Origin of the sequence: Flavobacterium humidisoli (assembly GCF_023272795.1) — a bacterium.
Taxonomy (GTDB): Bacteria; Bacteroidota; Bacteroidia; order Flavobacteriales; family Flavobacteriaceae; genus Flavobacterium; species Flavobacterium humidisoli.
This window is the reverse complement of sequence record NZ_CP096829.1, coordinates 4455656-4479533: the sequence shown is the minus strand read 5'-3', so window position 1 is coordinate 4479533 and position 23878 is coordinate 4455656. Positions and strand designations below refer to the sequence as shown.

The 23878-nt window shown below is 33.0% G+C and carries 17 protein-coding genes; 6 read left to right on the top strand and 11 right to left on the bottom strand.

Annotated features, from left to right (window positions below):
* Positions 1-3 precede the first annotated feature (3 nt).
* From M0M44_RS19170 to M0M44_RS19150, 5 genes are all read right to left on the bottom strand, one after another.
* Positions 4-2400 (bottom strand): TonB-dependent receptor, encoded by a 2397-nt coding sequence (locus M0M44_RS19170; protein WP_248727137.1) that lies wholly within the window; start codon positions 2398-2400, stop codon positions 4-6.
* Positions 2401-2906: 506 nt separating this feature from the next.
* Positions 2907-3899 carry an FAD:protein FMN transferase gene (locus M0M44_RS19165; RefSeq protein WP_248727136.1) on the bottom strand — a complete coding sequence of 331 codons (993 nt, stop codon included), beginning with the start codon at positions 3897-3899 and terminating at the stop codon, positions 2907-2909.
* Positions 3900-3970: 71 nt separating this feature from the next.
* On the bottom strand, positions 3971-6154 hold the full coding sequence (locus tag M0M44_RS19160; protein WP_248727135.1) for a PepSY domain-containing protein: 2184 nt from the start codon (positions 6152-6154) through the stop codon (positions 3971-3973).
* A gap of 131 nt (positions 6155-6285) precedes the next feature.
* Complete coding sequence (locus tag M0M44_RS19155; RefSeq protein ID WP_248727134.1) at positions 6286-6768, bottom strand: DUF2271 domain-containing protein; 483 nt, start codon at positions 6766-6768, stop codon at positions 6286-6288.
* 47 nt (positions 6769-6815) lie between these two features.
* The gene (locus tag M0M44_RS19150) at positions 6816-8306 is read right to left on the bottom strand and encodes an ankyrin repeat domain-containing protein (protein ID WP_248727133.1); all 1491 of its coding nucleotides are present in this window, start codon (positions 8304-8306) and stop codon (positions 6816-6818) included.
* Between the two features lie 787 nt (positions 8307-9093).
* On the opposite strand from M0M44_RS19150, the gene M0M44_RS19145 reads away from it, so the two are divergent.
* Together M0M44_RS19145 and M0M44_RS19140 are read left to right on the top strand one after the other, a co-directional pair.
* On the top strand, positions 9094-10068 hold the full coding sequence (locus M0M44_RS19145; protein ID WP_248727132.1) for a ribonucleotide-diphosphate reductase subunit beta: 975 nt from the start codon (positions 9094-9096) through the stop codon (positions 10066-10068).
* A gap of 19 nt (positions 10069-10087) precedes the next feature.
* On the top strand, positions 10088-11785 hold the full coding sequence (locus tag M0M44_RS19140) for a ribonucleoside-diphosphate reductase subunit alpha (protein WP_248727131.1): 1698 nt from the start codon (positions 10088-10090) through the stop codon (positions 11783-11785).
* 61 nt (positions 11786-11846) lie between these two features.
* Here the strand turns inward: M0M44_RS19140 and M0M44_RS19135 are convergent, their stop codons facing one another.
* From M0M44_RS19135 to ribB, 3 genes are all read right to left on the bottom strand, one after another.
* The gene (locus M0M44_RS19135; protein ID WP_256469711.1) at positions 11847-12815 is read right to left on the bottom strand and encodes an acyltransferase family protein; all 969 of its coding nucleotides are present in this window, start codon (positions 12813-12815) and stop codon (positions 11847-11849) included.
* A gap of 72 nt (positions 12816-12887) precedes the next feature.
* The gene (locus M0M44_RS19130; protein ID WP_248727130.1) at positions 12888-13460 is read right to left on the bottom strand and encodes a Crp/Fnr family transcriptional regulator; all 573 of its coding nucleotides are present in this window, start codon (positions 13458-13460) and stop codon (positions 12888-12890) included.
* Positions 13461-14123 carry a 3,4-dihydroxy-2-butanone-4-phosphate synthase gene (ribB, locus tag M0M44_RS19125; RefSeq protein ID WP_248727129.1) on the bottom strand — a complete coding sequence of 221 codons (663 nt, stop codon included), beginning with the start codon at positions 14121-14123 and terminating at the stop codon, positions 13461-13463. It lies immediately after the preceding gene.
* 173 nt (positions 14124-14296) lie between these two features.
* On the opposite strand from ribB, the gene M0M44_RS19120 reads away from it, so the two are divergent.
* Positions 14297-15901, top strand: a complete 1605-nt coding sequence (locus M0M44_RS19120) for a Na+/H+ antiporter (protein ID WP_248727128.1) — start codon at positions 14297-14299, stop codon at positions 15899-15901.
* Positions 15902-16015: 114 nt separating this feature from the next.
* On the opposite strand, the gene M0M44_RS19115 is transcribed toward M0M44_RS19120, so the two are convergent.
* Together M0M44_RS19115 and M0M44_RS19110 are read right to left on the bottom strand one after the other, a co-directional pair.
* Entirely contained in the window at positions 16016-17788 is a 1773-nt protein-coding gene (locus M0M44_RS19115; protein WP_248727127.1) for a MutS-related protein, read from the bottom strand.
* Positions 17789-17850: 62 nt separating this feature from the next.
* Positions 17851-18684: a universal stress protein gene (locus M0M44_RS19110; RefSeq protein ID WP_248727126.1), complete on the bottom strand. Its 834-nt coding sequence runs from the start codon at positions 18682-18684 to the stop codon at positions 17851-17853.
* A gap of 181 nt (positions 18685-18865) precedes the next feature.
* Here M0M44_RS19110 and mnmE point away from each other — a divergent pair, with 181 nt between their 5' ends.
* From mnmE to M0M44_RS19095, 3 genes are all read left to right on the top strand, one after another.
* Positions 18866-20266: a tRNA uridine-5-carboxymethylaminomethyl(34) synthesis GTPase MnmE gene (gene mnmE / locus M0M44_RS19105; RefSeq protein WP_248727125.1), complete on the top strand. Its 1401-nt coding sequence runs from the start codon at positions 18866-18868 to the stop codon at positions 20264-20266.
* Positions 20267-20681: 415 nt separating this feature from the next.
* Positions 20682-21122 (top strand): helix-turn-helix domain-containing protein, encoded by a 441-nt coding sequence (locus M0M44_RS19100; protein ID WP_248727124.1) that lies wholly within the window; start codon positions 20682-20684, stop codon positions 21120-21122.
* On the top strand, positions 21115-22257 hold the full coding sequence (locus M0M44_RS19095) for a site-specific integrase (protein WP_248727123.1): 1143 nt from the start codon (positions 21115-21117) through the stop codon (positions 22255-22257). Before M0M44_RS19100 ends, M0M44_RS19095 begins: the two co-directional genes overlap by 8 nt.
* An 843-nt stretch (positions 22258-23100) precedes the next feature.
* On the opposite strand, the gene M0M44_RS19090 is transcribed toward M0M44_RS19095, so the two are convergent.
* The gene (locus M0M44_RS19090) at positions 23101-23505 is read right to left on the bottom strand and encodes a helix-turn-helix transcriptional regulator (protein WP_248727122.1); all 405 of its coding nucleotides are present in this window, start codon (positions 23503-23505) and stop codon (positions 23101-23103) included.
* Positions 23506-23878: the final 373 nt, after the last annotated feature.

Genomic DNA, 23878 nt, shown 5'->3' with positions numbered 1-23878 from the left:
TGATTAAAATTTATTTAAGGTATAGTTGAGTTTTAAATAAAAAGCTCTTCCTGGTTTTTGAGCAGCAAAATTGTCATAAACCTGTTCGTCAAATACATTTCTCGCATCAAAACTTACCGTGAACTGTTTGTTCGGAAAAACATAGCTCAAACCTAAATCTTGAGGAAACTGGGCTGTAGTTCTATCGGTTTCAAGCCAAGAAGTATAAAACGGAGCTACATAACCGCAGTAGTAATAGAGATTAAGCTCAGATTTGCTCTGAATTATATTTCTAAAGTTGTACTGAAGATTCGCATTTAAATTGAAGAAAGGTTCATTAGGAAGCTGTTTATTGTAATTGGGCAGAATGTTTCCGTTTTTATCGTATTTGTCTCTAAACAGCGAATTGAATTTTGAAAGATTCATCCCAGCAAAAAATCGATTGTGGTAAGAATATTGAAAAGAAGCTTCAAAACCAACAGACTGTGCTTTTCCTAAATTGACAAACGGAGAAGCTTGAATGGCTTCATTGACACGATCACTAATCTGACGGACAATTTTGTCTTCGGTATTTCTCCAAAAAGCATTTCCTGAAACGGTAAGCTTATGATTATTCATTTCGTAAGGACCAAATCGCAAGCCGGCATTAAAATTATTGCTCTGTTCAGGTTTTAGACCAGAATTACTGATGATATTCTCTCCAGGATTACCAAATATTTCATTTTCTGATGGAAGCCTGATTGCTTTTTCAGCAGAAGCCATCACCATTACTTTTGGAAGAATAGAATAAGAAGCGGCAATTCCATAACCCGTATAATTTGTTCTTTTAGAAGTAATGACTTCTTTTACAACATTCTGACCATTTTCGGTGACAACTTGCGGATCTCTCTGTTCATTTTTGAGATTGTAGTTTTTTACGAAAAGATTTGCTCTCATTCGAGATTGAAACGCTGTCATTTCATAAGCAAAAGAAGAAACGGTCTTGGCTAAATCTCTAGTAATGACAAAATTTCGTGTAATTTCCGGCTGCATTTCATCAAAATCATTTCGGTCAAGAATATAGGTCATTACATTAACAAGCACTTTGTGATTTTCGGTAATAGCATAATTTAAACCCGCACGAGTATTAAAAATATCCGATTTCATATGATTGATAGTTGGAGCGCCCTGTTGTGCTCCAGTATTCGTTAAAATGGGTTGGCCGTAAAGACCAAGTGCTTTTTCGCCATTCCAATTGTAATTCCATTTCACGGTATCGTTGATTACATCGTTTCTATGGCTATAAACAGTAATAAGAGAAAAATCAAGATTTTTAATTAAAAAATTTCTTTTACTATAATTCAAACTAAAAACATTTGCTGCAGATTCACTAAAACGCCCTTTATAAGGTTTTGTCATGTATTGCCCATGCTGAATCTGATTATAATCTTGAGAGCCATTGTAGCTAATAAGAAGATTGTCTGCCCAATCTACATTGGTAAAACCAGCTTCTAATCTTCCTCCAAAAGATCGGTACATGCTTTCAAATCGCTTGGCGCGAATGTATTCGTAACGACCGTTTGGCGCTATGTTGTACACCCATTTGCCCCAAACTTCATAATCATTGTCAGAGTAATTTTGAAAAGCATTTGCCTTTACTGTGAATCCGTTTTTATCTCTATAAGAAGCATTAACATTAGATTGAACGGTATTAAAAGAACCGTATGAAATAGAAGCACTTAAACTGTTTTTGGCGCCTTTTTTCAAAACTACATTGATTGCACCTCCAAGTGAATCATCGGCTAAATAAGCAGGAACCACTCCTTTAAAAACTTCAATTCTTTCAATTAAAGCTGGCGGAATACTATTTAAACTAAAAGATGCGCCATAAGTCTGAATAGGAACTCCGTCAATAAAAATTCTGATAGCATTTCCAGACATTCCGTTAATATTGTAAGTAACAGCAGAACCTAAACCTCCATTTTGTCTGATTCTAACACCGCCTGAACGGTCTAATAAATCATTAGTTTGCAAGTTTCTTTTAGCAGCTTCCTGCGTTTCAATGACATTAACTGCAAAACCTTTTTCTATAATGTCTTTTTTGAAGGTTTTTTTCTCAATTTTTACTTCTTTTAGCGCTTTCGGATCTGTTAATTTTTCTAATGCAATATTGATCTGGTGCAACGGACGATTAACAGAGATATTTATTGTTTTTGGTTTAGCCTCCATAGAAGAAATTTCCAAGTTGTAGCTTCCGTAAGCCAAACCTTTTATTTCAAACTGGCCGTCATTATCGACTACAACAAACTTTTTCGTTCCTGCAATTTGAACAGATGCGCCAAAAGCAGTTTCATTATTAGCAAAATAGACTTTTCCAGTAATTTTTCCGGTTTGTGACCAAGCTGAAATGGTAAATAAAAATAGAAGTAAAATTGTTCTCATATTGAGTCTGCAAATAAAAGTGCTGCAAACTTATATGATAATTTAAATTTAATCTAAATAAAGCAATTAGAAGATTATTAGAATTGAGTGGAAGATTCTAATGTTATTTTAATGTTGAGGGTTGGTTGTGGAATGTAAAATGTAAAATGTAAATTAAAAACGTGAAACGTAAACTACTAATTGTTAATTGCGCTTTCTTTGTCTTCCTAAAAGAAGTCAAAGGACATATGCAAAGTATATTATTGTTAATTGAAATAAAATAATCTCGCAATCCCGATTGTTAAGACGCAAATTTTAAGTTTTTTGTCATTTCGACGAAAGGAGAAATCACACAAGAGATTCCGCTTGGTATATCGCCAATCTATGTCGAATTACTAGTGAGATTTCTCCTTTCGTCGAAATGACAAATTTTGTGATAAAAAACTCAAAATAAAATTTTATTTAGCTCGGGAAGACAAATAGAGGCACAATTCACATTCTGCATCTGACATTTCACCACTAACGATTTACATCTTATAAGAGAAGTTTTTAGACTTAACAATCTTCCCTTTATCAGTAATCATGACACAACTATAATTGGGAAATTTTTGAAGCAGAAGCAAGCCTTCTTTCTGACCTAAAACCATCATAGAAGTACTTAATCCGTTGGCAGTTTCGGCATTTGGACCAAATACGGTAACATTGCACAAACCTGTTGCAGGATAACCAGTTGCAGGATTTATAATATGAGAATAACGTTTTCCGTTAAAAACAACAAACTTTTCATAACTGCCCGACGTCGTTACAGCGCCGTCTATTAAAGGAACAGCGGCCAAAATCTTTTCAGGCTTAAACGGATTTGTAATTCCGATTTTCCAATCTTTTCCGTTGGGCTGTTTTCCCCAAGTGCTCATATCTCCAGATCCGTTTATAATTCCGGCTTGAATACCTTTTTCAATCATCATGGATCGACATTTATCAGTTGCATAGCCTTCGCCTAAAGCGCCAAAACCAATTTTCATTCCTTTCAATTTCAAGAAAATAGTCGATGCTGTACTGTCTAGAATGATATTTTTATAGCCCACTTTTTCAACCGATTTTTTTATGGCTTCCGCCGAAGGCATTTCGGTCATCGAACCGTCAAATTTCCAAATCCTGTCCATTGCGGCAAAACTAATGTCAAAACCACCATTGGTAATTTCAGAAAACTGAATCGCTCTTTTAGTCAATTCAAAAACTTCTCGATCTACTTTTATGGGTTTTATTCCAGCATTCTGATTGACTTCAGAAACTTGAGAATTAGGTTTCCAGTCGGAGATTAAATATTCAATTCTTGTAATTTCTGCAATAACTTCTTCTATATTTTTTTCTGCCGAAATAGAATCTTTATCTACAATAGAAATATCAAAACGTCCGCCCATCAAAAGCGTCGTTCTTTTTCGTAATACTTGCGAATATGCCGAAAAGCAGCAAATAATTACAAAAAACAATGAAATTCTATAGGATACTAATTTATACATGAAAATCTAGTTAAAAGTCAAAAGTGAAAAGTTGAAAATGTAAAATCTAAAATCTAAAATCTAAAATTACTCTAATAACAGTCCGTCAAAAATTGTTTGTTGGCTTTATATTCTTCCAGTGTTTTTAATCCTTTTGCTAAACACAATTCGCTTAAAATAGCCTCAACATCTTTCTGCATGGCGAGTGAACCACAGATCATAACGACACCGCCTTTTTTGAATAAATTGGTAAAGAACGATGAATCTCTTTTGATTAAATCCATTACATAAATATGCTCAGCTTCACGAGATAGAGCCACATGAAAATTATCCAAATGCTCTTTTTGCATCATTATAGCAGCAAATTTTTTATAAGCCATTAAAGTTGGCGTTTCCATCCTAAATCCGCTATATAAATGAAGTTCCTGTTTTGCTTTGTTTTGTTCGATCATTCCCAAGAATGGTGCAATACCCGTTCCGTTAGAGATAAAAGCCACTTTTTGCGCTTTCTTTGGAAGATGAAAAGCAGGATTTTTTACAATCTGAGCTTTTATTACATTTCCTGGTTCTAAAGCATTCAAAAAACCAGAACCCAATCCGTTTGGATGCAATTTTACAACCAATTGAATATTTCCAGAATGATTCCCGATAGAGTAGAGGCGCTCTCTAGAATCGTTGGCTGGATAAATTGCCAATAAATCGCCCGAACTAAATTTAGCTCTTGCATTTGCTCTTAAAGTCAGAATAAAAGTGTGTTCAGTTTCAGAAATTGGTGTTTTATCCAAAACCATTAATTTTTGCAGACCTTTTGGAACATGGTTGTATAATGATGGAGTTGTAGCCAATGGAATTCCCGTTTTTTCACCCCATAATTTCACCCATTCCACAAATTCAACAGCCGATTTATCATTTACCGTCTGCAAATCTAAATAACGATCTGCCCATTTTTGATTTTCTAAAAGCTGATCAATTTCAATAGCAAATTGACAAAAATCAGGATATGATTTAGAACCAAAACCGACCACGGAGAAATTAATGTTCTGATCTTGATTTTGTCTTTCTAATAAAGTTTTGAATTGCGTTCCGTTAGAAGGGGCATCTCCCAAACCATGAGTTGAAGTAAAAACAACAATGTGTTCTGCTTTCGGATAAGACGAAAATTTATTTAGTTCGCTAACAAAAACTTTTTGTCCATTACTGATTAATTGCTTCTGAATGGAATTGGCAAATCGGAACGTGCTTCCATTTTCTGAACCAACCAAAAGTATAAAAGTACTTTCGTTAGCTTTAAATTTATTCTTAATTCGACTTGATCTTCTTTTTAAAGTAATGGCAAAACCAGAATAAATAAAGAATAAAATATTGATGCAAGCGATCGCTAAAATTACAGCCCAGATTCCGTTAATTCTTCCCGTATGAAGATCTAAACTTAATGCCGCAAATTGAGTTCTCATTGGCGAAAGCTTTTCAGAAATTACAGCTCCTGTAACTTGATTTACTTCAACCTCTCTGTCTTTCAATTCTATAATATAATATTCTTCGGGATCATCAGTAAAAGGAAATTCAATTTTCTTTACATCAGATAATAAAGTGGTATTGAAAATTGAAGTTGTTTTGGCTTTGTCTGAAAGTTCTGTTTTTACGGGTTTTGTTTTTTCTTCGCCCATAAAAAAGTTGAATCTTTCTAGCGATAAATAAGTTCCTGTAAGAGAAATAATCAAAATCGGAATTAAAGCCAATCTTCCTAAAAGCACATGATAATATTGTGCAAAGTATTCTTTGATTATTTTAGAAAAGAAATTTCGGATGCTGCGCTGTCTTTTTAAAACTAGCACAAAACCAGAAATTGATATTAGAAATAAACAAAAAGAAATTACACCCACAAAAAATCGTCCTGCTTCATGAAGAAACAGTGAACGGTGCAAACTCGTAATCCAATTGATGAATTCGGTTTTCTTTGCAGGAGTTCCTAATGTTTTCCCCGTTTTTGGATCAATGTATGCTTTAATGTCATTTCCATCAGCATCAATGGCCTGAAGTGTTACAAACTGATTGTAATCTACACTCAATTCTGTAATTTCAGGATACACTTTCTTTAAAATTGGCAACGTTTCGCCTAAAGTTATTTTATTAAAATCTTCTGCTTTGTATGGAAGTGTTTTTTCCTGAACTGCATCGACTGCCAGAATGATTCCTGTTACCGAAGCCAAAAGCAAAAAAAGAGAAGAAAATAAGGCTAAAGCCAAGTGTGCGTAACGCCAGAAAGAAAGAGTCATTGAGTGTATTCTATTATAAAACGTTTAAAGCTTTGTCAAAGTTTAAAACAATGACAAAGCTCAGATTTTAATTCTAAGCACAAAAATAAAATTTGTACTTATTATAAGTTTAAAAAATAATGTACTAAAGATTATATTTTGTTTAACCTTACATATTTAATGTAACCTTTACCTTCTGTTTTATCAGCCATAGCTTCTGTTGTAAGCGGAATTTCCAGATCGCTTACATAGTATTTCTGGTCTTCAACAGCCGACTCAAAACGAAGTTTATAGCCTTTATTGATTTTAGAGTTTTCAATTTCGATTGTTGTTACACTGCGGTCTCCGCCGGTTACAGAAGCACCAGTTTTAGCGCTGATATCGTCATTTTTTTGAGTATGGAATTTGTTCCATTCTTTTAATGATTTGTACCATTTTTTATCATCGCCCATTACATAAAGTGTCTTTTCGTACTCACCAGCCGAATTAACAAGAGAAACAACGATATAAGCACCTTCTCCCATATAGTTGTTCATCTGCAGCATGCATTTGTATTTGCTTGATTGTGCATTTGCATTTAGAGAAACAAGGAATATAAAAGCGCTTGAAAGAGCAATTTTAAATATAGATTTCATATTGTTTTATTGGAATTTGGAATTTTATTTTTTGAAATTTAAAGTGTTTATTTTAAAAACTCAACTGAGATATTATTTTTTGTAAGCAGTTCATTTTCTTTTGCTAAAGCATAAGCCGTTTCGTCAAACTCCGTGCTGATGTCTTTTTTTGCTCCTGCTGAAACTAAATATTTTAAAATAGCATCATCTTTAGAAGTCATTGCCGCTCTGTGTAAAGCTGTTAAACCATCTTTATTTTTGGCGTTGATATCTACTTTTAAATCAGTGATTTTTTTAAGAAGGGACACGTCATTTTTAGTAATAGCTATATGATATAAAGTGTTTCCGTCTTTTTGAGCAGCGGCAAGGTTTAATCCTTTGTCTTGAAGTAATTTGGCTTTAGCATCAAAAGAATCTATTGCTGCTTTTTCTCTTCCTGCAGGACGATAAGATTGTACTAAATAAACACCTAAATTATTTCCGTCTTTGTCTTTTACATTTACATCTGCACCTTTAGCCAAAAGTAAATTTACAGCTTCAGGAGTTCCATTTCTAACAGCAAAAGTCAAAGCCGATTCCCCTTTTAAATTTTGTGCATTTATGTTTTTAATAGAAGGAAGAAACAACTCTAAAACAGCAGTTTCTCTAGCTCCAGCTGCTACCATAATTGGCGTGTTTCCTTCTTTATCGGCTATGTTTGCATCAACACCTTTTCCTAAGAAATATTTAATTATTTCAGTCTGATTTGGTTTTCCAGCCAGAAAGTGTAAAACATTTTGTCCCGATTTATTTTGAAAAGACGGTTTAATTTTTACTTCTTCAACCAAATATTTATAAGTTTCTAAAGTATTAGTCTCTCTACGGCTTCCTTGCGCAGCAAATAAAAGTGCATTGTTAGTTGGTTTAATTCCTTTTTCTAAAAGTTTTTTCAAAAGAGCAATATTACCAGATCTTGCAGCGTAAGTAAAAGCAGTATTTCCATCATTATCAACATCCTTTAATGACATTCCTTTAGTAGCAAAATATTCTGCAGCTTTTAAATCTTTATCAGAAGCAATGGCTAATAGTAAAAGGTTTGCTCCATTTGCATATTTTTTTGTCGGATTAAGTCCAGCTTTAAAAAAAGCGTCGTACAGCGCAGCATCTGACTGTCCGTTTGAAGCTGCAAAATCTGCAGGAGCAGTTCCGTGGCTGTCTTCAAAATTTATATCAGAACCTTTAGCAATTAAATATTGAACCAATTCTGTATTTCCTCTATATGCTGCCCAGTGCAGGTAGATACGATTATCATGCGTTAATTTTGTGATCGAATTTCCGGGTTGCTCTACTAAAAACTTGATAGTTGCAAAAGGAGCATCATTATTAATGGCCAACGTTGTAACATCAAATGCGTTTGCATTCGCTTCAGCTGGATTATTTCCTTTAGCGATTTCTGCCTGAACCGTTTCAACAGTAGGTGAAGTTTTCCAGAAAGCTGCATCTAGCAACGCGTTTTTTTGCTGAGCACTTACAAATAAAGTAACAGCAAATGCAAAAGAAACGAAAAGATTCTTTTTCATATTTCGATAATTTATGGTTATTGAATTGTACAAGATTAAATTTATTTTTTGAGAATATTTCGTTCTATTTAGAATAAATAAAAATAAAAGCAAATGTAAAAATTAATATTCTTAAACCAAGAATAATTTGCTGTAAAAGGGCAAATAGATGCTATTTTTCTAAAAATTAAGAATCTCTTAAGTAAATTTTAATTTTGTTTTAATTCGATCTCTTTTTAGAAGGGGAAAAAATGCTTTTCGATGATTTTCCAACTTTATATATGTACTAAGTTGGAAAGCTAGTGTTTGTGCTACTAATTCATTTCTCCGATGCTGATTTTATTGCAATTCTTTACAATTTTAATATTTAATTTATTGTAAATATTTGTAATAAAGCGAATTATGATTTCTATAGCGCTTTTATTATTTAGAATTATTATTAATAAATGACGTTTTTTAAATTTGAAATTCGATTTGAAATTTCTCTTTTTTCAAATCGGATGTTGATAACTGTTTTGGTTTTCGACCTCAAAAAGCACTTTTTTTCATGTTGATAACTTAGCATTATTTTTAGGGAAACTCCTAGCTCATTGTAGATTACAGAACCATATTTTCATGTTGATAAAATTTGCTTCATCCTGATTTTTTGAAGTTTTAAAACTGTTGATAATTGAGCGGTTTTTTAACATCTAAAAGTGGACAAAACAATAACTGTGGGCTAAATTTGTAAATATAGAAATCACGCTAATCCTCCCCAAATAAGCGCTCGTATTTTTATTTCAAAATAGTCACTTAAAACTCTATATATATGTCAATTTTTGATAAAAGAATCAACTATAAACCTTTTGAATATCCTGAGGTTCTGCAATTTACCGAAGCTATTAATAAAGCTTATTGGGTACACACTGAAGTAGATTTTACTGCCGACACACAAGACTTTCATGCGCATTTGGATTTGGCAGAAAAAACAGCAATTAAAAATAGTTTATTGGCTATTGCACAAATTGAGGTAGCTGTAAAAAGTTTTTGGGGTAATATATACGAACATTTTCCAAAACCAGAATTTAATGGTTTGGGAACTACTTTTGCAGAATGCGAATTTAGACATTCTGAAGCCTATTCTCGTTTGTTGGAAGTTTTAGGATATAATGATGAATTTGAAAAGCTATTGGATGTTCCTGTAATTCGCAGACGTGTAGATTATCTTTCGAATGTATTGAAAGACACGAAGTCTCAGGACAACAGAAAATACATGGTGTCACTGATTTTGTTCAGTATTTTGATTGAAAACGTTTCTCTTTTCAGCCAATTTGCTATTTTATTGTCATTCACAAGATTCAAAGGATATATGAAAAATGTGAGCAATATTATTGCTTGGACATCAATCGATGAGCAAATTCATGCTAATGGCGGAATTTATATCATTAATAAAATTCGTGAAGAGTTTCCAGAATATTTCGACGCAGAGACTTTAGAATTAATTAGGGAAACGGTTAGAGAATCAATTTCTGTTGAAGCAGATATTTTAGATTGGATTTTTGAAAATGGAGCGGTTGAAACAATAAACAAAGAGGATTTGGTAAACTTTATGAAATTTAGAATTGATGAAAGTTTGAAACAAATCAATATCGAAACTATCTTTAATGTTTCTCCAGAAGAATATTCAAAAATGACTTGGTTTGAAGAAGAAGTTTTTGCAAACAGTTTAGATGATTTCTTTGCGAAACGTCCAGTAGAATATACAAAACACGACAAGAGTATCACAGCAAACGATCTTTTCTAATACAAGCCCATAATACATTATGAATACGATAGACACAAACCCAGCAAATAACAATTTTGAGCCACAAAACGACAGTAAAATGTGGTGGAAAAATTCTGAAAGTGAACAGATTTTAAATCGCGGTTATCTTCTAAAAGGAGAAACTGTAGAAGGAGCAATTGATAGAATTTGTACTGCCGCAGCCAAAAGGCTTTACAAACCAGAATTGAAAGAGTCTTTCATGGAAATGATCGAAAGAGGTTGGATGAGTATCAGTTCGCCAGTTTGGGCAAATATGGGAACAGAAAGAGGGTTGCCAATTTCTTGTTTTAATGTGCATGTTCCGGATAAAATTGAAGGAATTACACATAAGCTTGGAGAAGTGATCATGCAGACTAAAATCGGTGGTGGAACTTCTGGTTATTTTGGTGAATTGCGTGAACGTGGAAGTGCGGTAACCGATAACGGAAAAAGCAGTGGAGCAGTAAGTTTCATGAAGCTTTTTGATACAGCTATGGATACTATTTCGCAAGGCGGAGTTCGTCGTGGTGCATTTGCAGCTTATTTGGATGTAGATCATCCAGATATTGAAGAATTCCTGAAAATTAAAAGTATTGGAAACCCAATTCAGAACTTGTTTACAGGGATCTGTGTACCAGATTACTGGATGCAAGAAATGATTGATGGAGATGCAGAAAAAAGACAAATTTGGGCGAAAGTATTGGAAAGCCGTCAGCAAAAAGGGTTGCCTTATATTTTCTTTAGTGACAACGTAAATAAAAATAAACCGCAAGTTTATAAAGATCAAAATTTAAGAATCAATGCCAGTAATTTGTGCAGTGAGATTATGCTTCCATCAACTCATGACGAATCATTTATCTGCTGTCTTTCTTCAATGAATTTGGAATTATATGAAGAATGGAAAGATACTGAAGCAGTAAAATTAGCGATCTTTTTCTTAGATGCCGTTTTACAGGAATTTATAGAAAAAACAGAAGGAAATTATTATCTTTCTGCAGCGAATAAATTTGCTAAAAGACACCGTGCATTAGGTTTAGGCGTTTTAGGATGGCATTCTTATTTGCAGAAAAACATGATTCCGTTTGAAGGAATGGAAGCTAAAATGAAAACTACAGAAATTTTTAAACATATTAGCGATAAAGCCGATAAAGCAAGTCAAGAATTGGCTAGAATTTACGGTGAACCAGAATTGTTAAAAGGTTACGGAAGACGTAATACAACCACAATGGCAATTGCACCAACTACTTCATCTTCTGCAATTTTAGGGCAAACTTCACCAGGAATTGAGCCTTTCAGCAGTAATTATTATAAAGCAGGATTAAGTAAAGGTAATTTCATGCGTAAAAATAAATACCTTAAAAAACTGTTGGAAGAAAAAGGTTTAGATAACGAAGAAGTTTGGAGAGGAATTATGCTAAACGGAGGAAGTGTTCAGCACATGGAACAATTGACTCAGCAGGAAAAAGATGTTTTCAAAACATTCAAAGAAATCAGCCAGTTAGAAATTGTACAGCAAGCTGGAATTCGTCAGAAATTTGTTGATCAGGGACAAAGTTTAAATCTTAATATTCCAGCAGAATTGGCAATTAAAGATGTAAACCGTTTAATGATCGAAGCTTGGCAGCAAGGAGTTAAAAGTTTATACTACCAAAGAAGTCAAAGTGTTTCTAAAGAACTTGTTACAAGTCTCGTTTCTTGTAGCAGTTGTGAATCATAAAAATCAAAAAGCCGAATCTAAAATTAAGATTCGGCTTTTTTATAGTATAAAAATCTATGTCTTATAGATTTCCGTTTAAGATATTAGAAAGTTTAGGTAAATATTTTTCTAAAAATATTGCAAGAGCTATCAGGATAATAAAACCGATAATTGGAGAAAACATCATGACATAATCAGAATAGAGAGGAATTAATTTATTAAGATTTTGTGACATTAAGAAATAGATAGCTGGATGATATAAATAGATAAAAAGCGAATACTTTCTGCCCCATTCTGAAAATCTATTTTCTGGAAGATTTATTTTAGAAGTGAAAATAAATAAGGGAATAGAAGTGATTATTGTTCCGATTAAAAATTGATGTTTGATTTTTGGATAACTAAAAAGTTTTAAAAATAGTTCCGCTTCAAAATATTGGATAGCAAAGCCAATTAAAATCATTCCAATTAATAATTTGTTGCTTACTTGATAAATATTTTTTTTTGAAGCAATAATTCCGATATACATAAAGGGAATTGATAATACAAACCTAACCGAAAAAAAGCCTATATTTTTATGAAAGAATTGGTCATATGAATCGATTAGCAATGCGACGAGTAAAATAAAAATAGAACTGTAAGGTAGTATTTTATTTTTTTTAATAAAGTATAAATACCAAATTGCAATATAGCCTGTTAATAAGGATCCCACAAACCATAGGTGAGGCTGAATGCCGACTAATAAATCGGCAATATTTTTAGGCATGTTTTTAGTTTTAAAACATATTGGTAGGTAAATTATGGAAGATACCAATATAATAGAAATTAACTGGCTTACATTCTTTTGTATTCGCTTAAAATCAAGACTGTTGTATTCAATTTTTGGACCTAAGAAAAAACCAGATGTAAGGAAAAAAAATGGAACGGCCCAGCGTGAAAATAATCTCAAATTAGATACGTATTCGTAGCTTAAGTTTCCGTACGATGCATGAATACACATTACCGCTAATGCTCCAATGAGTCTGAAGAAATCAATTCCGTTTTTTCTATTCATGTTTTTTTGAAGTAGATAATAAGATCTTAGAGAGTTAGATTAAATTTTCGATGCAAATAAAGAGTATTTTATCTAAACTTTCGACTTCAACCTACTCAAAGTTTCCTGAGAAATATTAATATAAGAAGCTACAATTTTATTAGGAAGCCGTTTTACGATTGCAGGATTAATTTTTAAAAGCTGATTGTACCTTTCTAAAGCATCCATAGTAGTAAACGACATTAAACGATTGGCATTATTTACATAAGCTTTTTCCAAATAATTGCTGTAAAATGTTCTCCATTCGGGAATAATTTTCATTAAATGATTAAAATCTTCATGAGAAATAGTCAGCAATTCTGATTTCTCTACAACCTGAATGTTTTCTGCAGCTGGCATTTTGGTAATAAAACTGACTAAAGCTGTAGCAAATTGGTTTTCGAATGCAATATATCGGGTTGCATCTTTTCCTTCTTCGTTAATAAAAAAGATGCGCAGACAGCCTTTTGCAACAAAAAAAGTCTCCTGACTGATTTGCCCTTGCGCCAGCAAAATCTCATTTTTTTCTTTTTTAATAAGTTTAAAATAGGAGAGAATGGTTTCTAAATCTTCATCAGAAATAGTAATGCTTTTTCGAATGGAATTGCTAAGCTGTTCGTATATCATTTAATAGTAATCTCTAACGAATTTGCGGTAATAAATAATATCTTCAATAGATAAAACAACCAAATCGTGTTCTTGTGCAAAGCTAATGATTTTGTCCAGTTTAGCCATGCTTCCGTTTTCATTCATCAACTCACAAAGAACAGCCTCGGGTTGCAATCCTGCTAATTTCATTAAATCTACACTTCCTTCGGTGTGGCCATTTCTTCCTAAAACGCCATTATCGTTTGCTCTAAGCGGAAAAATATGTCCAGGTTTTGCCAAATCTTCCGGTTTTGTATTTGTTGCAATCGCTGTTTTTATAGTGGTAATTCGATCTTGTGCCGAAACTCCAGTCGTCACTCCGTTTTTAGCTTCAATAGTAATGGTAAACGGAGTTTGAAAACTGCTGGTATTTTCTTTTACCATGTAAGATAGTTCTAATTCGTTTGCTTTTTCATTAGTAAGACAAAGACAGACGATACCGCTGCATTCGCGAATCATTAATGCCATATCCTGAGCGTTCATATGATGTGCAGAGAATATAAGATCGCCCTCGTTTTCACGGTTTTCATCGTCGGTTACCAAAACGCCTTTTCCGCTTTTAAGCTGTTCTAAAGCATTTTCAACACGTTCTTTACTCGAAATTCCAAATTGCACTAACGGACTTAATTCTGTATGTATCATAATTTTTTTTAGAAATAATAAAAGCAAATCTAAAGCAGCTTAAAACCAAAAACTTTGATGTAAGTCAATAAATTGAGATTCTATTTTTTTAATGTTAAGCTAATTAATGACTATAAAAATCTTAATTTAGTACCCACATTTTATAATCCAAAATCAATAAACAACCAGCTCAAATGGAGAATATTGCCGTAATTATAATGCTGCTTTTTGGAGTTGCATTTCTTAGTCTTGTTAGTAAAAGATATAATTTTCCAATTCCGATTGTTTTGGTTTTGTGTGGTGTTATTATTAGTGTTGTTCCAGGACTTCCTGTTATTGCTTTAAGTCCAGAAATAGTATTTATTATATTTCTACCGCCTCTTTTGTATCACGCTGCTTGGCATACGAGCTGGTCTGACTTTAAGCAATCCATACGTCCGATAACTTTTGCCGCCGTTGGGTTGGTCTTTTTCACTACAGGACTAGTTGCTGTTTTTGCACATTGGCTTATCGATGATATGTCTTGGCCGTTAGCCTTTTTACTTGGTGCTATTGTTTCGCCTCCAGATGCAGTTTCTGCAACGGCCATTACAAAAGGTTTAGGGCTTAATCCGAGATTAATTGCCATTCTAGAGGGAGAAAGTTTAGTAAACGATGCAAGTGGTCTTGTAGCGTATAAATATGCACTTACGGCAATTACAGCAGGAAACTTTGTTTTATGGCAGGCTGGATTAAATTTTGTCTTAATGTCGGTTTTGGGTATAGCAATAGGTTTAGCTGTCGGTTATATCATGTATTATATCCATAAGAGATTTGTTTGTGATGATATTATCGAGGTAACACTAACGTTATTGACTCCATTTGCTTCGTATTTGCTTGCCGAGCATTTTGAAGGTTCGGGAGTTTTGGCTGTCGTAACAACAGGTCTTTTTTTGGCTGCGAGATCAGGAACAATTTTTTCTCATGAAAGCCGAATTATGACCAATACAATTTGGGATGTACTCAATAATATTCTAAACGGTTTGATATTTATTTTAATCGGACTTCAATTAAGGCAGATTATTGCAGGAATCAGTAATTATTCGGGAAATTCATTATTTATTTGGGGAGCGGTTATAAGTATCGTAGTGATCTTAGTTCGTTTCTTATGGGTTATTCCTGCAACGATGATTCCAAGAATAATTAGTAAAAGGATTCGAGAAAAAGAATCTTTTGATTATCGAAATATGATCATTTTTGGCTGGTCTGGAATGCGCGGTGTGGTTTCAATGGCGGCAGCTTTGGCGCTTCCGTTAATGCTAAATAAAACAGAAGAATTTCCGCTTCGAAATTTAATCATATACTTGGTTTTCTGCGTTATTCTTTCCACTTTGGTGATACAGGGATTGACGCTTCCGTGGCTTATTAAAAAGTTAAAAATAGAACGTTATTCGATACTTGCAGAAGAATATAATATTCGAAATGTAATTGTTTCAGAAACTATTGCGCATATAGAAGATAATTTTTCTTTGCTGAATGATGAACTGCTTCATAACATTAAAAGTAAATACGAAGTAAAATTCAACCGTCTGCAAAAGACAGAACTTCCGGCTAATTTCTTCGGAAATGGAAAACTTCTTGGCGGTGAAATTTTTAATGATTTTACTAAAATTCAAATCGATCTGCTAAATGTCGAAAGAGCTAAATTAGAATCGATGCATAAATCAGGCTCTGTAAACGAAGAAATCTTCAGGAAAATAGAAAAAGAACTAGATCTGGAAGAAACGCGTTTGTGGATGGAAATGTACGAAGAAAATTGATTTTCTATAATTTCAATTTTTAAATCCAAATACCAAGAAGAAACTATATGGAGCTTTGCCAAAGTTTAAACTTTGGCAAAGCTTTTTTTAAATTTCACATTTCACAATTAGCCATTAAATGACGTTCATTTTCTGCATTAAAAATGTTGCACTTTTATTTCTGCAGATTCCGTTTCGGAGTTTGTAATCGAAATGTAGATCGTTGTTTTGAATCTCAACTTCGAAACATTGATTGGTTAAAATTTCAGGATATTCATTCGTGGTTAGACAAACTTCTATATCGTGCGTTGCGATTGCACCGATTGCTTTTTTAGAAATTATCTTCTTCACGACTTCAATTGTTCCGTTTCTTTTGTCATCGGAATTTGTGCCTCTTAAAATCTCATCTAATAAAACAAAAGCAAGCTGATTTTCAAGTGCATCCATGATCTGTTTTAAACGTTTAATTTCAGCAAAGAAATAAGATTCACTATCAGATAGAGAATCAGATAGTCGCATTGAAACTAATACTGGAAGTGGATGAATCTTAGCTTCTGATGCACAAACAACAGAGCCAATTCCGCCAAGCACCATATTGATTCCCAAGCTTCTTAAAAACGTACTTTTTCCTGACATGTTAGATCCAGTCAGAATCACAAAAGATTGCGGAAAAAATTGCGTGTCATTTCCAACTCTTGTAGTAGGATTCAATAATGGATGACTTAGATTTTTAAATTCGATTTTATATTCGGAATTGATTTCAGGGAAAACAAAATCGTCGTTGTTATACGCCAAATTTGCCAGACTGTTTAACGCTTCAATTTCGCCAATAATAGAAATCCAATGATTCATTTCAGAAGCATAATCTTCTTTCCATTTTAAAAGTGCTCTTAAAACATGGAGATTGAATAAAAAAGTTCCATTAAACAAAGTTGCTGTAACAAAGTTATTTATCGTGTCCATTCTCGAAAACAACTCCGAAAGCTGTTTTAAATGCTGGCTTGCTTTGGCATTCTTAAAATTAAGCTGTTCTTGTAAACGAATTAGTTTTTTAGATTGGAAAGATTCGCGTTCGATTTTTTCAATCAATAAACTATATTGCTTTATAATTTTATCGACATTATCTGCTTTTGCTATTTCCGATTGAATTCTCTTTACAGCTCTTCCTAAAACAATTAAATTGGCAATAAATACATAAGTTAAATAAGAAAGGATAATAGTTTTTGATGTAATAAAATAAGCTGCTAGAAAACCGAAAAATGTGACAGGAAGAATAAAAGATAGCGCAACTAAAACTTTAGGTAAAGAATTATTTGTAAAAGAAGTCCAATGTTTTATGGCCTCATAAGATGCTTTTGAGTCTTCGCTAATGATTGCCAAAGCCTGAAATTCTTGCCTCCAGTCGATTTTACTTTTTAATTCGTTTACATCTTCCTGATTTTCTAAAATTTCAGTTTCAGGAAGAGTATGAAGTAATAACTCTGCAAGTGTTTTTTTTCCAATAAAAGAAGCGGTTCTGTTTAGATTTTGGAATAAAGAATGTTCTCCAAAAATATCCAGATCGTAAGCATACGGATGATGGTAATCAATAAATTCCACTCCATTTTCAAAAGAAGTTTTTTCTCTTTTCAAAAAAGAAATTTCTTTCTGATTGATTTTTAGCAACGTCTCAAAAAGCAATCTTTGAAAAGATACTTGCGAATGTATTCTCATTAAAAAAATAAAACCAGCAAAAGATAGAACAGCTAGAATAACATAAAGTATTTGATCTGTTTTGATGTAATAAAACATAAAAAACAAAAAAAGAAAAATACTTAATAGCCTCAAAAGGCTTATGCTGTTGTATTTTTTGTTGGTTTTATTATAGAGTTCTGAGTATTTTGCAACGTTGTCTGGATATGCTTTCATTCGATTATTTTGCTTGAACTACAAATATAGCTTTTAAGTTACAAAATCATCAAGGATTGAAATTAATCTTCGTGCATTACCAAAATCGGAATTGTTACTTCTTTGGCTATTTTTTTTGAAAAACTAGAATCGAAGAGACTTTCAAAGAAAGAACGTTTATGTGTGATTGTTGTTAAAACATCGATGTCTTTGTAAAGGATAAAATCTAGAATAGTTTCTTTTACATCATCACTTGGCAAAACTAAAAACTCGACATTTTCTAAAGCAAATTCTTTTTCAAATTCTTTTCTAGTTTCATCTGTAACATCAGAATTTGATGTTTTTACATACAAACTTTTAACCTTAGCATCGGTTTTTTTAGCAATCTTCAAGATCTTTTTCAGTTCTTTTTTGTCTTTTTCGCGGTAACGTGTAGTAAAACCAATTGTTTTTATTTTTTTGAATTTGGCATCAATAGGAATGCATAAAACAGGCACTTCAACTCCAGAAATAACAGATTCGGTATTAGAACCTGTAAAGAATTTTGTCCAGTCAGAAGCACTGTTGGTTCCCATAATCACAAAATCTATTTGGTCTTCTTCGACCGCATTTTTAAGATTATAAATAAGATCACCATCCATTAATCGATGTTTGATTACAATATCTTCTAAATTACGTTCGGCTGCAATAGTTCGCAGTTTTGGAATTTCATCTTTAAACATTTCAAATTTTGCTAACTCGATTGAACTGTATATAGAAGCATAATTTTCTGGAAAGAACTGGCTGTCGTAAACAGGTATCTCGAATGTATGAAGTAAGATTAATTCGGCGTTTACAACTTTAGCAAATTCTAAAGCATGAACAAATGCATTGGTAGCAGCGTCAGAGAAATCGGTTGGAAATAATATCTTTTTCATAGTATTTAAGATTAAGGTTTGTCTCTCAAATTTACTCATTATACATAGAAATTAACCTGATATTTATCAGTATTTTAACACTTAATGATTTATTAATATTAATTATTGCAAAGATTTCTTATTTGATTGAGGACAAGTTTGTGCAGAAAAGAAATTAAGCCTTTTTTTATACCTTTGCAGCATGATAAATCAAGATTCTATAGTTGCTTTAGCTACACCTTCGGGAGCTGGAGCTATCGCCATAATTCGTATTTCTGGAGCCGAGGCTATTACAATTGGTAATTCGGTTTTTAAATCTATTAAAAACAAAGACTTAACCAAACAGAAAACGCATACACTTCATTTAGGGCATATTGTAAATGGAAGCAAAACTCTAGACGAAGTTTTGATTTCGGTATTTAAAGGCCCGAACTCTTACACGGGCGAAGATACCATTGAAATTTCATGCCATGGATCAACTTACATTCAACAGCAGATTATTCAGTTATTGCTCCGAAATGGATGTAGGATGGCAGATGCAGGAGAATTTACTTTAAGGGCTTTTTTAAACGGAAAATTAGATTTATCACAGGCAGAAGCGGTGGCAGATTTGATTTCATCGGACAATGAGGCTTCTCACCAAATCGCGATGCAGCAAATGCGAGGCGGATTTAGTAATGAAATTGCCAAACTTCGAGAAGAGCTTTTAAATTTTGCTTCTTTAATTGAATTGGAATTGGATTTTGCAGAAGAAGATGTAGAGTTTGCCGATAGAACGCAGTTTCATGAATTATTAAACCGAATTGAATTTGTTTTAAAACGATTAATCGATTCTTTTGCTGTTGGAAATGTTATTAAAAACGGAATCCCAGTAGCTATTGTTGGTGAACCAAATGTTGGTAAATCGACTTTATTGAATGCTTTGTTGAATGAAGAAAGAGCAATTGTTTCGGATATTGCTGGAACAACTCGTGACACCATTGAAGACGAATTGGTAATTGGTGGTATCGGATTTAGATTTATTGATACCGCCGGAATTCGTGATACTAAAGATGTTGTAGAAAGCATCGGAATTAAGAAAACATTCGAAAAAATAGAACAAGCCCAAGTTGTGATTTATTTATTTGACGGATTAAAATTTCAGGCTTCAAGCTCTGATTTTGTTTCAGAAATAGAACAGATCAAGAATAAATACCCGTTGAAACCGCTACTTATTGTAGTCAATAAAAGAGATATTTTATCAGATGATGAAGTGCAAAATATCACGAGTAAATTGGAGAATTTAAATGCAAAACTATTATTGATTTCTGCGAAAGAAAAAATAGGAGTAGAGGATTTAAAGAATGAATTGTTATCTTTTGTTAATACAGGAGCACTTCGTAATAACGAAACAATTGTTACTAATACAAGACATTATGATTCGTTATTAAAAGCTTTAGATGAAATACAAAAAGTAAAATTCGGTTTAGAATCTGGACTTTCAAGTGATCTTATGGCACTTGATATTCGCGAAGCTTTATATCAATTTGGACTTATTACAGGTCAGGTTTCTAATGACGAATTGCTAGGGAATATCTTTGCCAATTTCTGCATCGGCAAATAGAGGGCGCAAAAAAACACAAAATAAAAACAAGAAAAATAGCTAAAATGTTGGTAATTAACATTTTAGCTCTTTTTTTATTCGATTGTTTTTTGGAATATTTAGGTGTTGTTTGGCTAAAATTTGTACCCCAGTTGTACCTCGAATTTCGAGGTACAAATTTTTGTACCTCAAAAGACAAATTATGGCACTAAATGGCACACGGTGGCGCATAAACGCACCTTGCGGCACTTCATGGCACAGAAGAACGGACAAAGTAGGACACATAATATAAAAATGTAAGAAAATTATGAGTTAAAACATTCGAATTAACAAAATCTGCGAATTTTGCGGCAATAAATTTATCGCGCAGACAATTAAAACCCGCTTCTGCTCCAATAAATGCGGGAGTAAGAGCTACAAGGCCAGAAAAAGAGACATGACTAACGATGTCCCGGAAGAGGTGTCTGAAGGGATAAGAAGCTATGATTTGGAGGTGCTCCAAAAGCAGGATTTTTTTACCGTAATGCAGTGCTGCCAGATTTTTGGAATCAGCAGAAGGACAATATTCAGAATGATCGGGAGAAATGATTTAGATGTTGTCAAACTTGGGCGGAGAACTCTGGTATCAAAAGACAGCATAAGCAGTTTATTTGTTATTCAGAAGACCCAGACACAAGATGCTGTCAAAAATGGAATTGATTTTGATCTGGATGAGTGCTATACCATTTCTCAGGCTCAGGCTGCGTACAATATAAGCGCCGGCGGATTATATTTTATTATTAAAAAATATGGCATACAGAAGTACGCCTCTGGTAATTATTCTTATGTAAAGAAAAAGGATTTAGATGTCTATTTAAAAGGTATTGATCATGAATAAAAGTATTATCACGCTTAGAAAGAAAGCGATTTCAGGAGGCAGATTTTCCCTTTACCTTGATTATTATCCTCCATTCTGGGATTCGAAAACCAACAGCTTCTCAAGAAGGGAATTTTTGAAGCTGTATCTTTACCAGAAGCCCGCTGATCAGTATGAGAAAATGAGCAACACCGAAAACCTCCATACCGCTGAACTCATTCGAGCAAGAAAGCAGAATGAAATAAATAAAAGTGAAATTTATTCAGCATTTGAAAAAGAACAGCTGGCAATTCAGGCAGTGGGGAATGAATCTTTTCTGCAGTATTATAAAAATTTAGGAAATAAAAAGGTTGGGAACAATTTATCAATCTGGGCCTGTGCTATTATTCATTTTGAAGCTTTTTTAAAGGGAAGGGATTTATCATTTAAAGAGGTAACAGTTTCTTTAATTGAAGATTATAGAGATTATCTTTTAAAAGCTAAAAGTTTAAGAAAGAATAAAAAACAGCTTTCACGCAATACGGCTCTTTCTTATTATAATAAGATTAAAACTACTTTGAAAGCAGCCTATAGAGAGGATAAGCTTAAAACAGATATCAATGCAAAAATAGGATCGATAAAGGAAATGGAATCCCAGCGTAATTTTATGACTCTTGAGGAAACCCGAAGGCTGTTTGCAACTCCCTGCCCGAAATTGATTGTAAGAAGAATTTCCATGTTTTCTGTTCTTACAGGTGTAAGGTATTCCGATATTGCCAAGCTGACCTGGTCAGAACTGCACTACATTGAGGGGGACGGCCACTATATCATTTTCAGGCAGCAAAAAACAGAAGGTGCGGCATCCATACCGATCTCCGATGAAGCTTTCGAACTGCTTGGCAAGAGACGGGGAGAAAATGAGAAGGTATTTAAGGATTTAAACAAGTGGGATGTTGACCGCGCGCTTCCTGTATGGGTGGCATTGTCAGGCATCAATAAGCATATTACATTTCACTGCTTCAGGCATACTTATGCTACATTACAGCTGAGTGCGGGAACTGATATTTTTACCATCTCTAAAATGCTTGGCCATAAGAGTGTTAAGACAACGCAGATATATGCGAAGGTAATTGACCAAAAAAAGAGGGATGCCGCCAATAGAATATCGTTGGAATAGAATTTAGTTCCTCTCTGCTAAAATTTAAAGAAAAAAATGCCTTACTTAATTAAGGCATTTTTTATTTAAAATGCTGAAAGCATCTAAGCGGCTTCATCTATGTGACATTCATCCCTTCGTCTGTTAACATTTTGTGTGCTTTCTCGGGATTTATTTTTAATTTGACTTTTTCGTTATTTATATTATATAAAAAAAACTAAAAGGTAATCAGTTATTTGTAAGTGTTTAATGGATGTTTTTGTATCGTAGAGTGACCCTTACTGAACATTTTACAAACCATTTTATGAACGACTTAAATAAATTGGCTTATTTTTCGATTGATTTGTAAGATAATTATTTTAATTTTTTGTTTTGAAGCGGTTTGTATGTATCGTAGGGGTTAATGTTAAAAAATGTTAAAGAATATGATTTCTCTAATTTGTTATTGGATCAATTTCAAGTATTAAATCATAATATTAACCCAATGTTTAAAGGAAGATTTAATTGAGTTATTTGCAAAATTAAATATTGGTTTTGAGATTATTCAGGTCAAAATTTGATGATTAATACTGTTAATTTTGATGAAAATAAAAGTATGAAGTCAAATTAATAGGTAATCAATCTTGTAAACAATTCTTTCTAAGAAAAGATTATTCTCCATTAATAATTTTATCAATTCGTACTGAAAATAAATAAAAAAGAGGCTTGTAAGCCTCTTTTGGATTAATGTTTCCCGTTTTTTTCCTTTACCATTCCATTATGGTTCCTATTATCGTGGTGTCCATTGTCTTTCCCTTGTTTATTGTTTCCTTTACCGGGAAAATGTTTAACTTTTTGTGGCAAAAAGGTATCAATTCTGCAATTTCATACTAGACCCAATCTGTTTTTATAGTATTCTAATTCATCTTCAGTTTTATTTAAAAGCTTTTCTAAAAGTTTTATTTTGTCCTCATAAAGTTCTTTGAGAGCTTTACAGCTATCATTTGAATCTATGTTATTATCTTTAACTGTATTTAAACTTTTAATACATCCCTGACTGTCAAAATTTATTATCTCTTCTATGCTAGCTTCGAGGACCACACTAATTTCTAGCAATTTAGAGTATGATACAATAGTTTTTCCTTTTTCAATTTTACTGTAACCAGCTTGGGTAATGCCAAGTTGATCAGCCATATATTGCTGGGTATAATTTCTTAACTCTCTAATGTTTTTAATTTTATTTTTTATTGACGTGCCTATGCAATGAGGATATTGTACCTTTTTTTCCATCTTTATTATGATTTAGTTATCAGTACAAGTTTTTTAAAGGCTATTTTTTTGAAAATCGTATAGCGGCCCATTACGAGATCTGCTGTAAATAATAAAAAAAGCATTGCGCGAATAAAAGTTTCAACTGGTGCATGCGCTAAATGAATAGGACGGCGATTTGTAGGTTGGACTATCATTGGAGTAAACGAAAAGCATTTATCAGATTGTGCAAAACATTCTTTTTTAAGATTGTATATGCAAATTAACAGGGATGCTTTTAAAATTAAAAGGGAGAAGTAATAACCGGTATTTATATGGTATAACCGTTTACTGCAGTAAATTCCAGCTATGAAAATTATGATACTGAATTTCTGAGTGGAGTTTGTGAAATTTA

Coding starts and splice junctions, on each gene's coding strand:
- M0M44_RS19170 (WP_248727137.1), bottom strand. CDS start 2,400: ATGAGAACAATTTTACTTCTATTTTTATTTACCATTTCAGCTTGGTCA.
- M0M44_RS19165 (WP_248727136.1), bottom strand. CDS start 3,899: ATGTATAAATTAGTATCCTATAGAATTTCATTGTTTTTTGTAATTATT.
- M0M44_RS19160 (WP_248727135.1), bottom strand. CDS start 6,154: ATGACTCTTTCTTTCTGGCGTTACGCACACTTGGCTTTAGCCTTATTT.
- M0M44_RS19155 (WP_248727134.1), bottom strand. CDS start 6,768: ATGAAATCTATATTTAAAATTGCTCTTTCAAGCGCTTTTATATTCCTT.
- M0M44_RS19150 (WP_248727133.1), bottom strand. CDS start 8,306: ATGAAAAAGAATCTTTTCGTTTCTTTTGCATTTGCTGTTACTTTATTT.
- M0M44_RS19145 (WP_248727132.1), top strand. CDS start 9,094: ATGTCAATTTTTGATAAAAGAATCAACTATAAACCTTTTGAATATCCT.
- M0M44_RS19140 (WP_248727131.1), top strand. CDS start 10,088: ATGAATACGATAGACACAAACCCAGCAAATAACAATTTTGAGCCACAA.
- M0M44_RS19135 (WP_256469711.1), bottom strand. CDS start 12,815: ATGAATAGAAAAAACGGAATTGATTTCTTCAGACTCATTGGAGCATTA.
- M0M44_RS19130 (WP_248727130.1), bottom strand. CDS start 13,460: ATGATATACGAACAGCTTAGCAATTCCATTCGAAAAAGCATTACTATT.
- ribB (WP_248727129.1), bottom strand. CDS start 14,123: ATGATACATACAGAATTAAGTCCGTTAGTGCAATTTGGAATTTCGAGT.
- M0M44_RS19120 (WP_248727128.1), top strand. CDS start 14,297: ATGGAGAATATTGCCGTAATTATAATGCTGCTTTTTGGAGTTGCATTT.
- M0M44_RS19115 (WP_248727127.1), bottom strand. CDS start 17,788: ATGAAAGCATATCCAGACAACGTTGCAAAATACTCAGAACTCTATAAT.
- M0M44_RS19110 (WP_248727126.1), bottom strand. CDS start 18,684: ATGAAAAAGATATTATTTCCAACCGATTTCTCTGACGCTGCTACCAAT.
- mnmE (WP_248727125.1), top strand. CDS start 18,866: ATGATAAATCAAGATTCTATAGTTGCTTTAGCTACACCTTCGGGAGCT.
- M0M44_RS19100 (WP_248727124.1), top strand. CDS start 20,682: ATGACTAACGATGTCCCGGAAGAGGTGTCTGAAGGGATAAGAAGCTAT.
- M0M44_RS19095 (WP_248727123.1), top strand. CDS start 21,115: ATGAATAAAAGTATTATCACGCTTAGAAAGAAAGCGATTTCAGGAGGC.
- M0M44_RS19090 (WP_248727122.1), bottom strand. CDS start 23,505: ATGGAAAAAAAGGTACAATATCCTCATTGCATAGGCACGTCAATAAAA.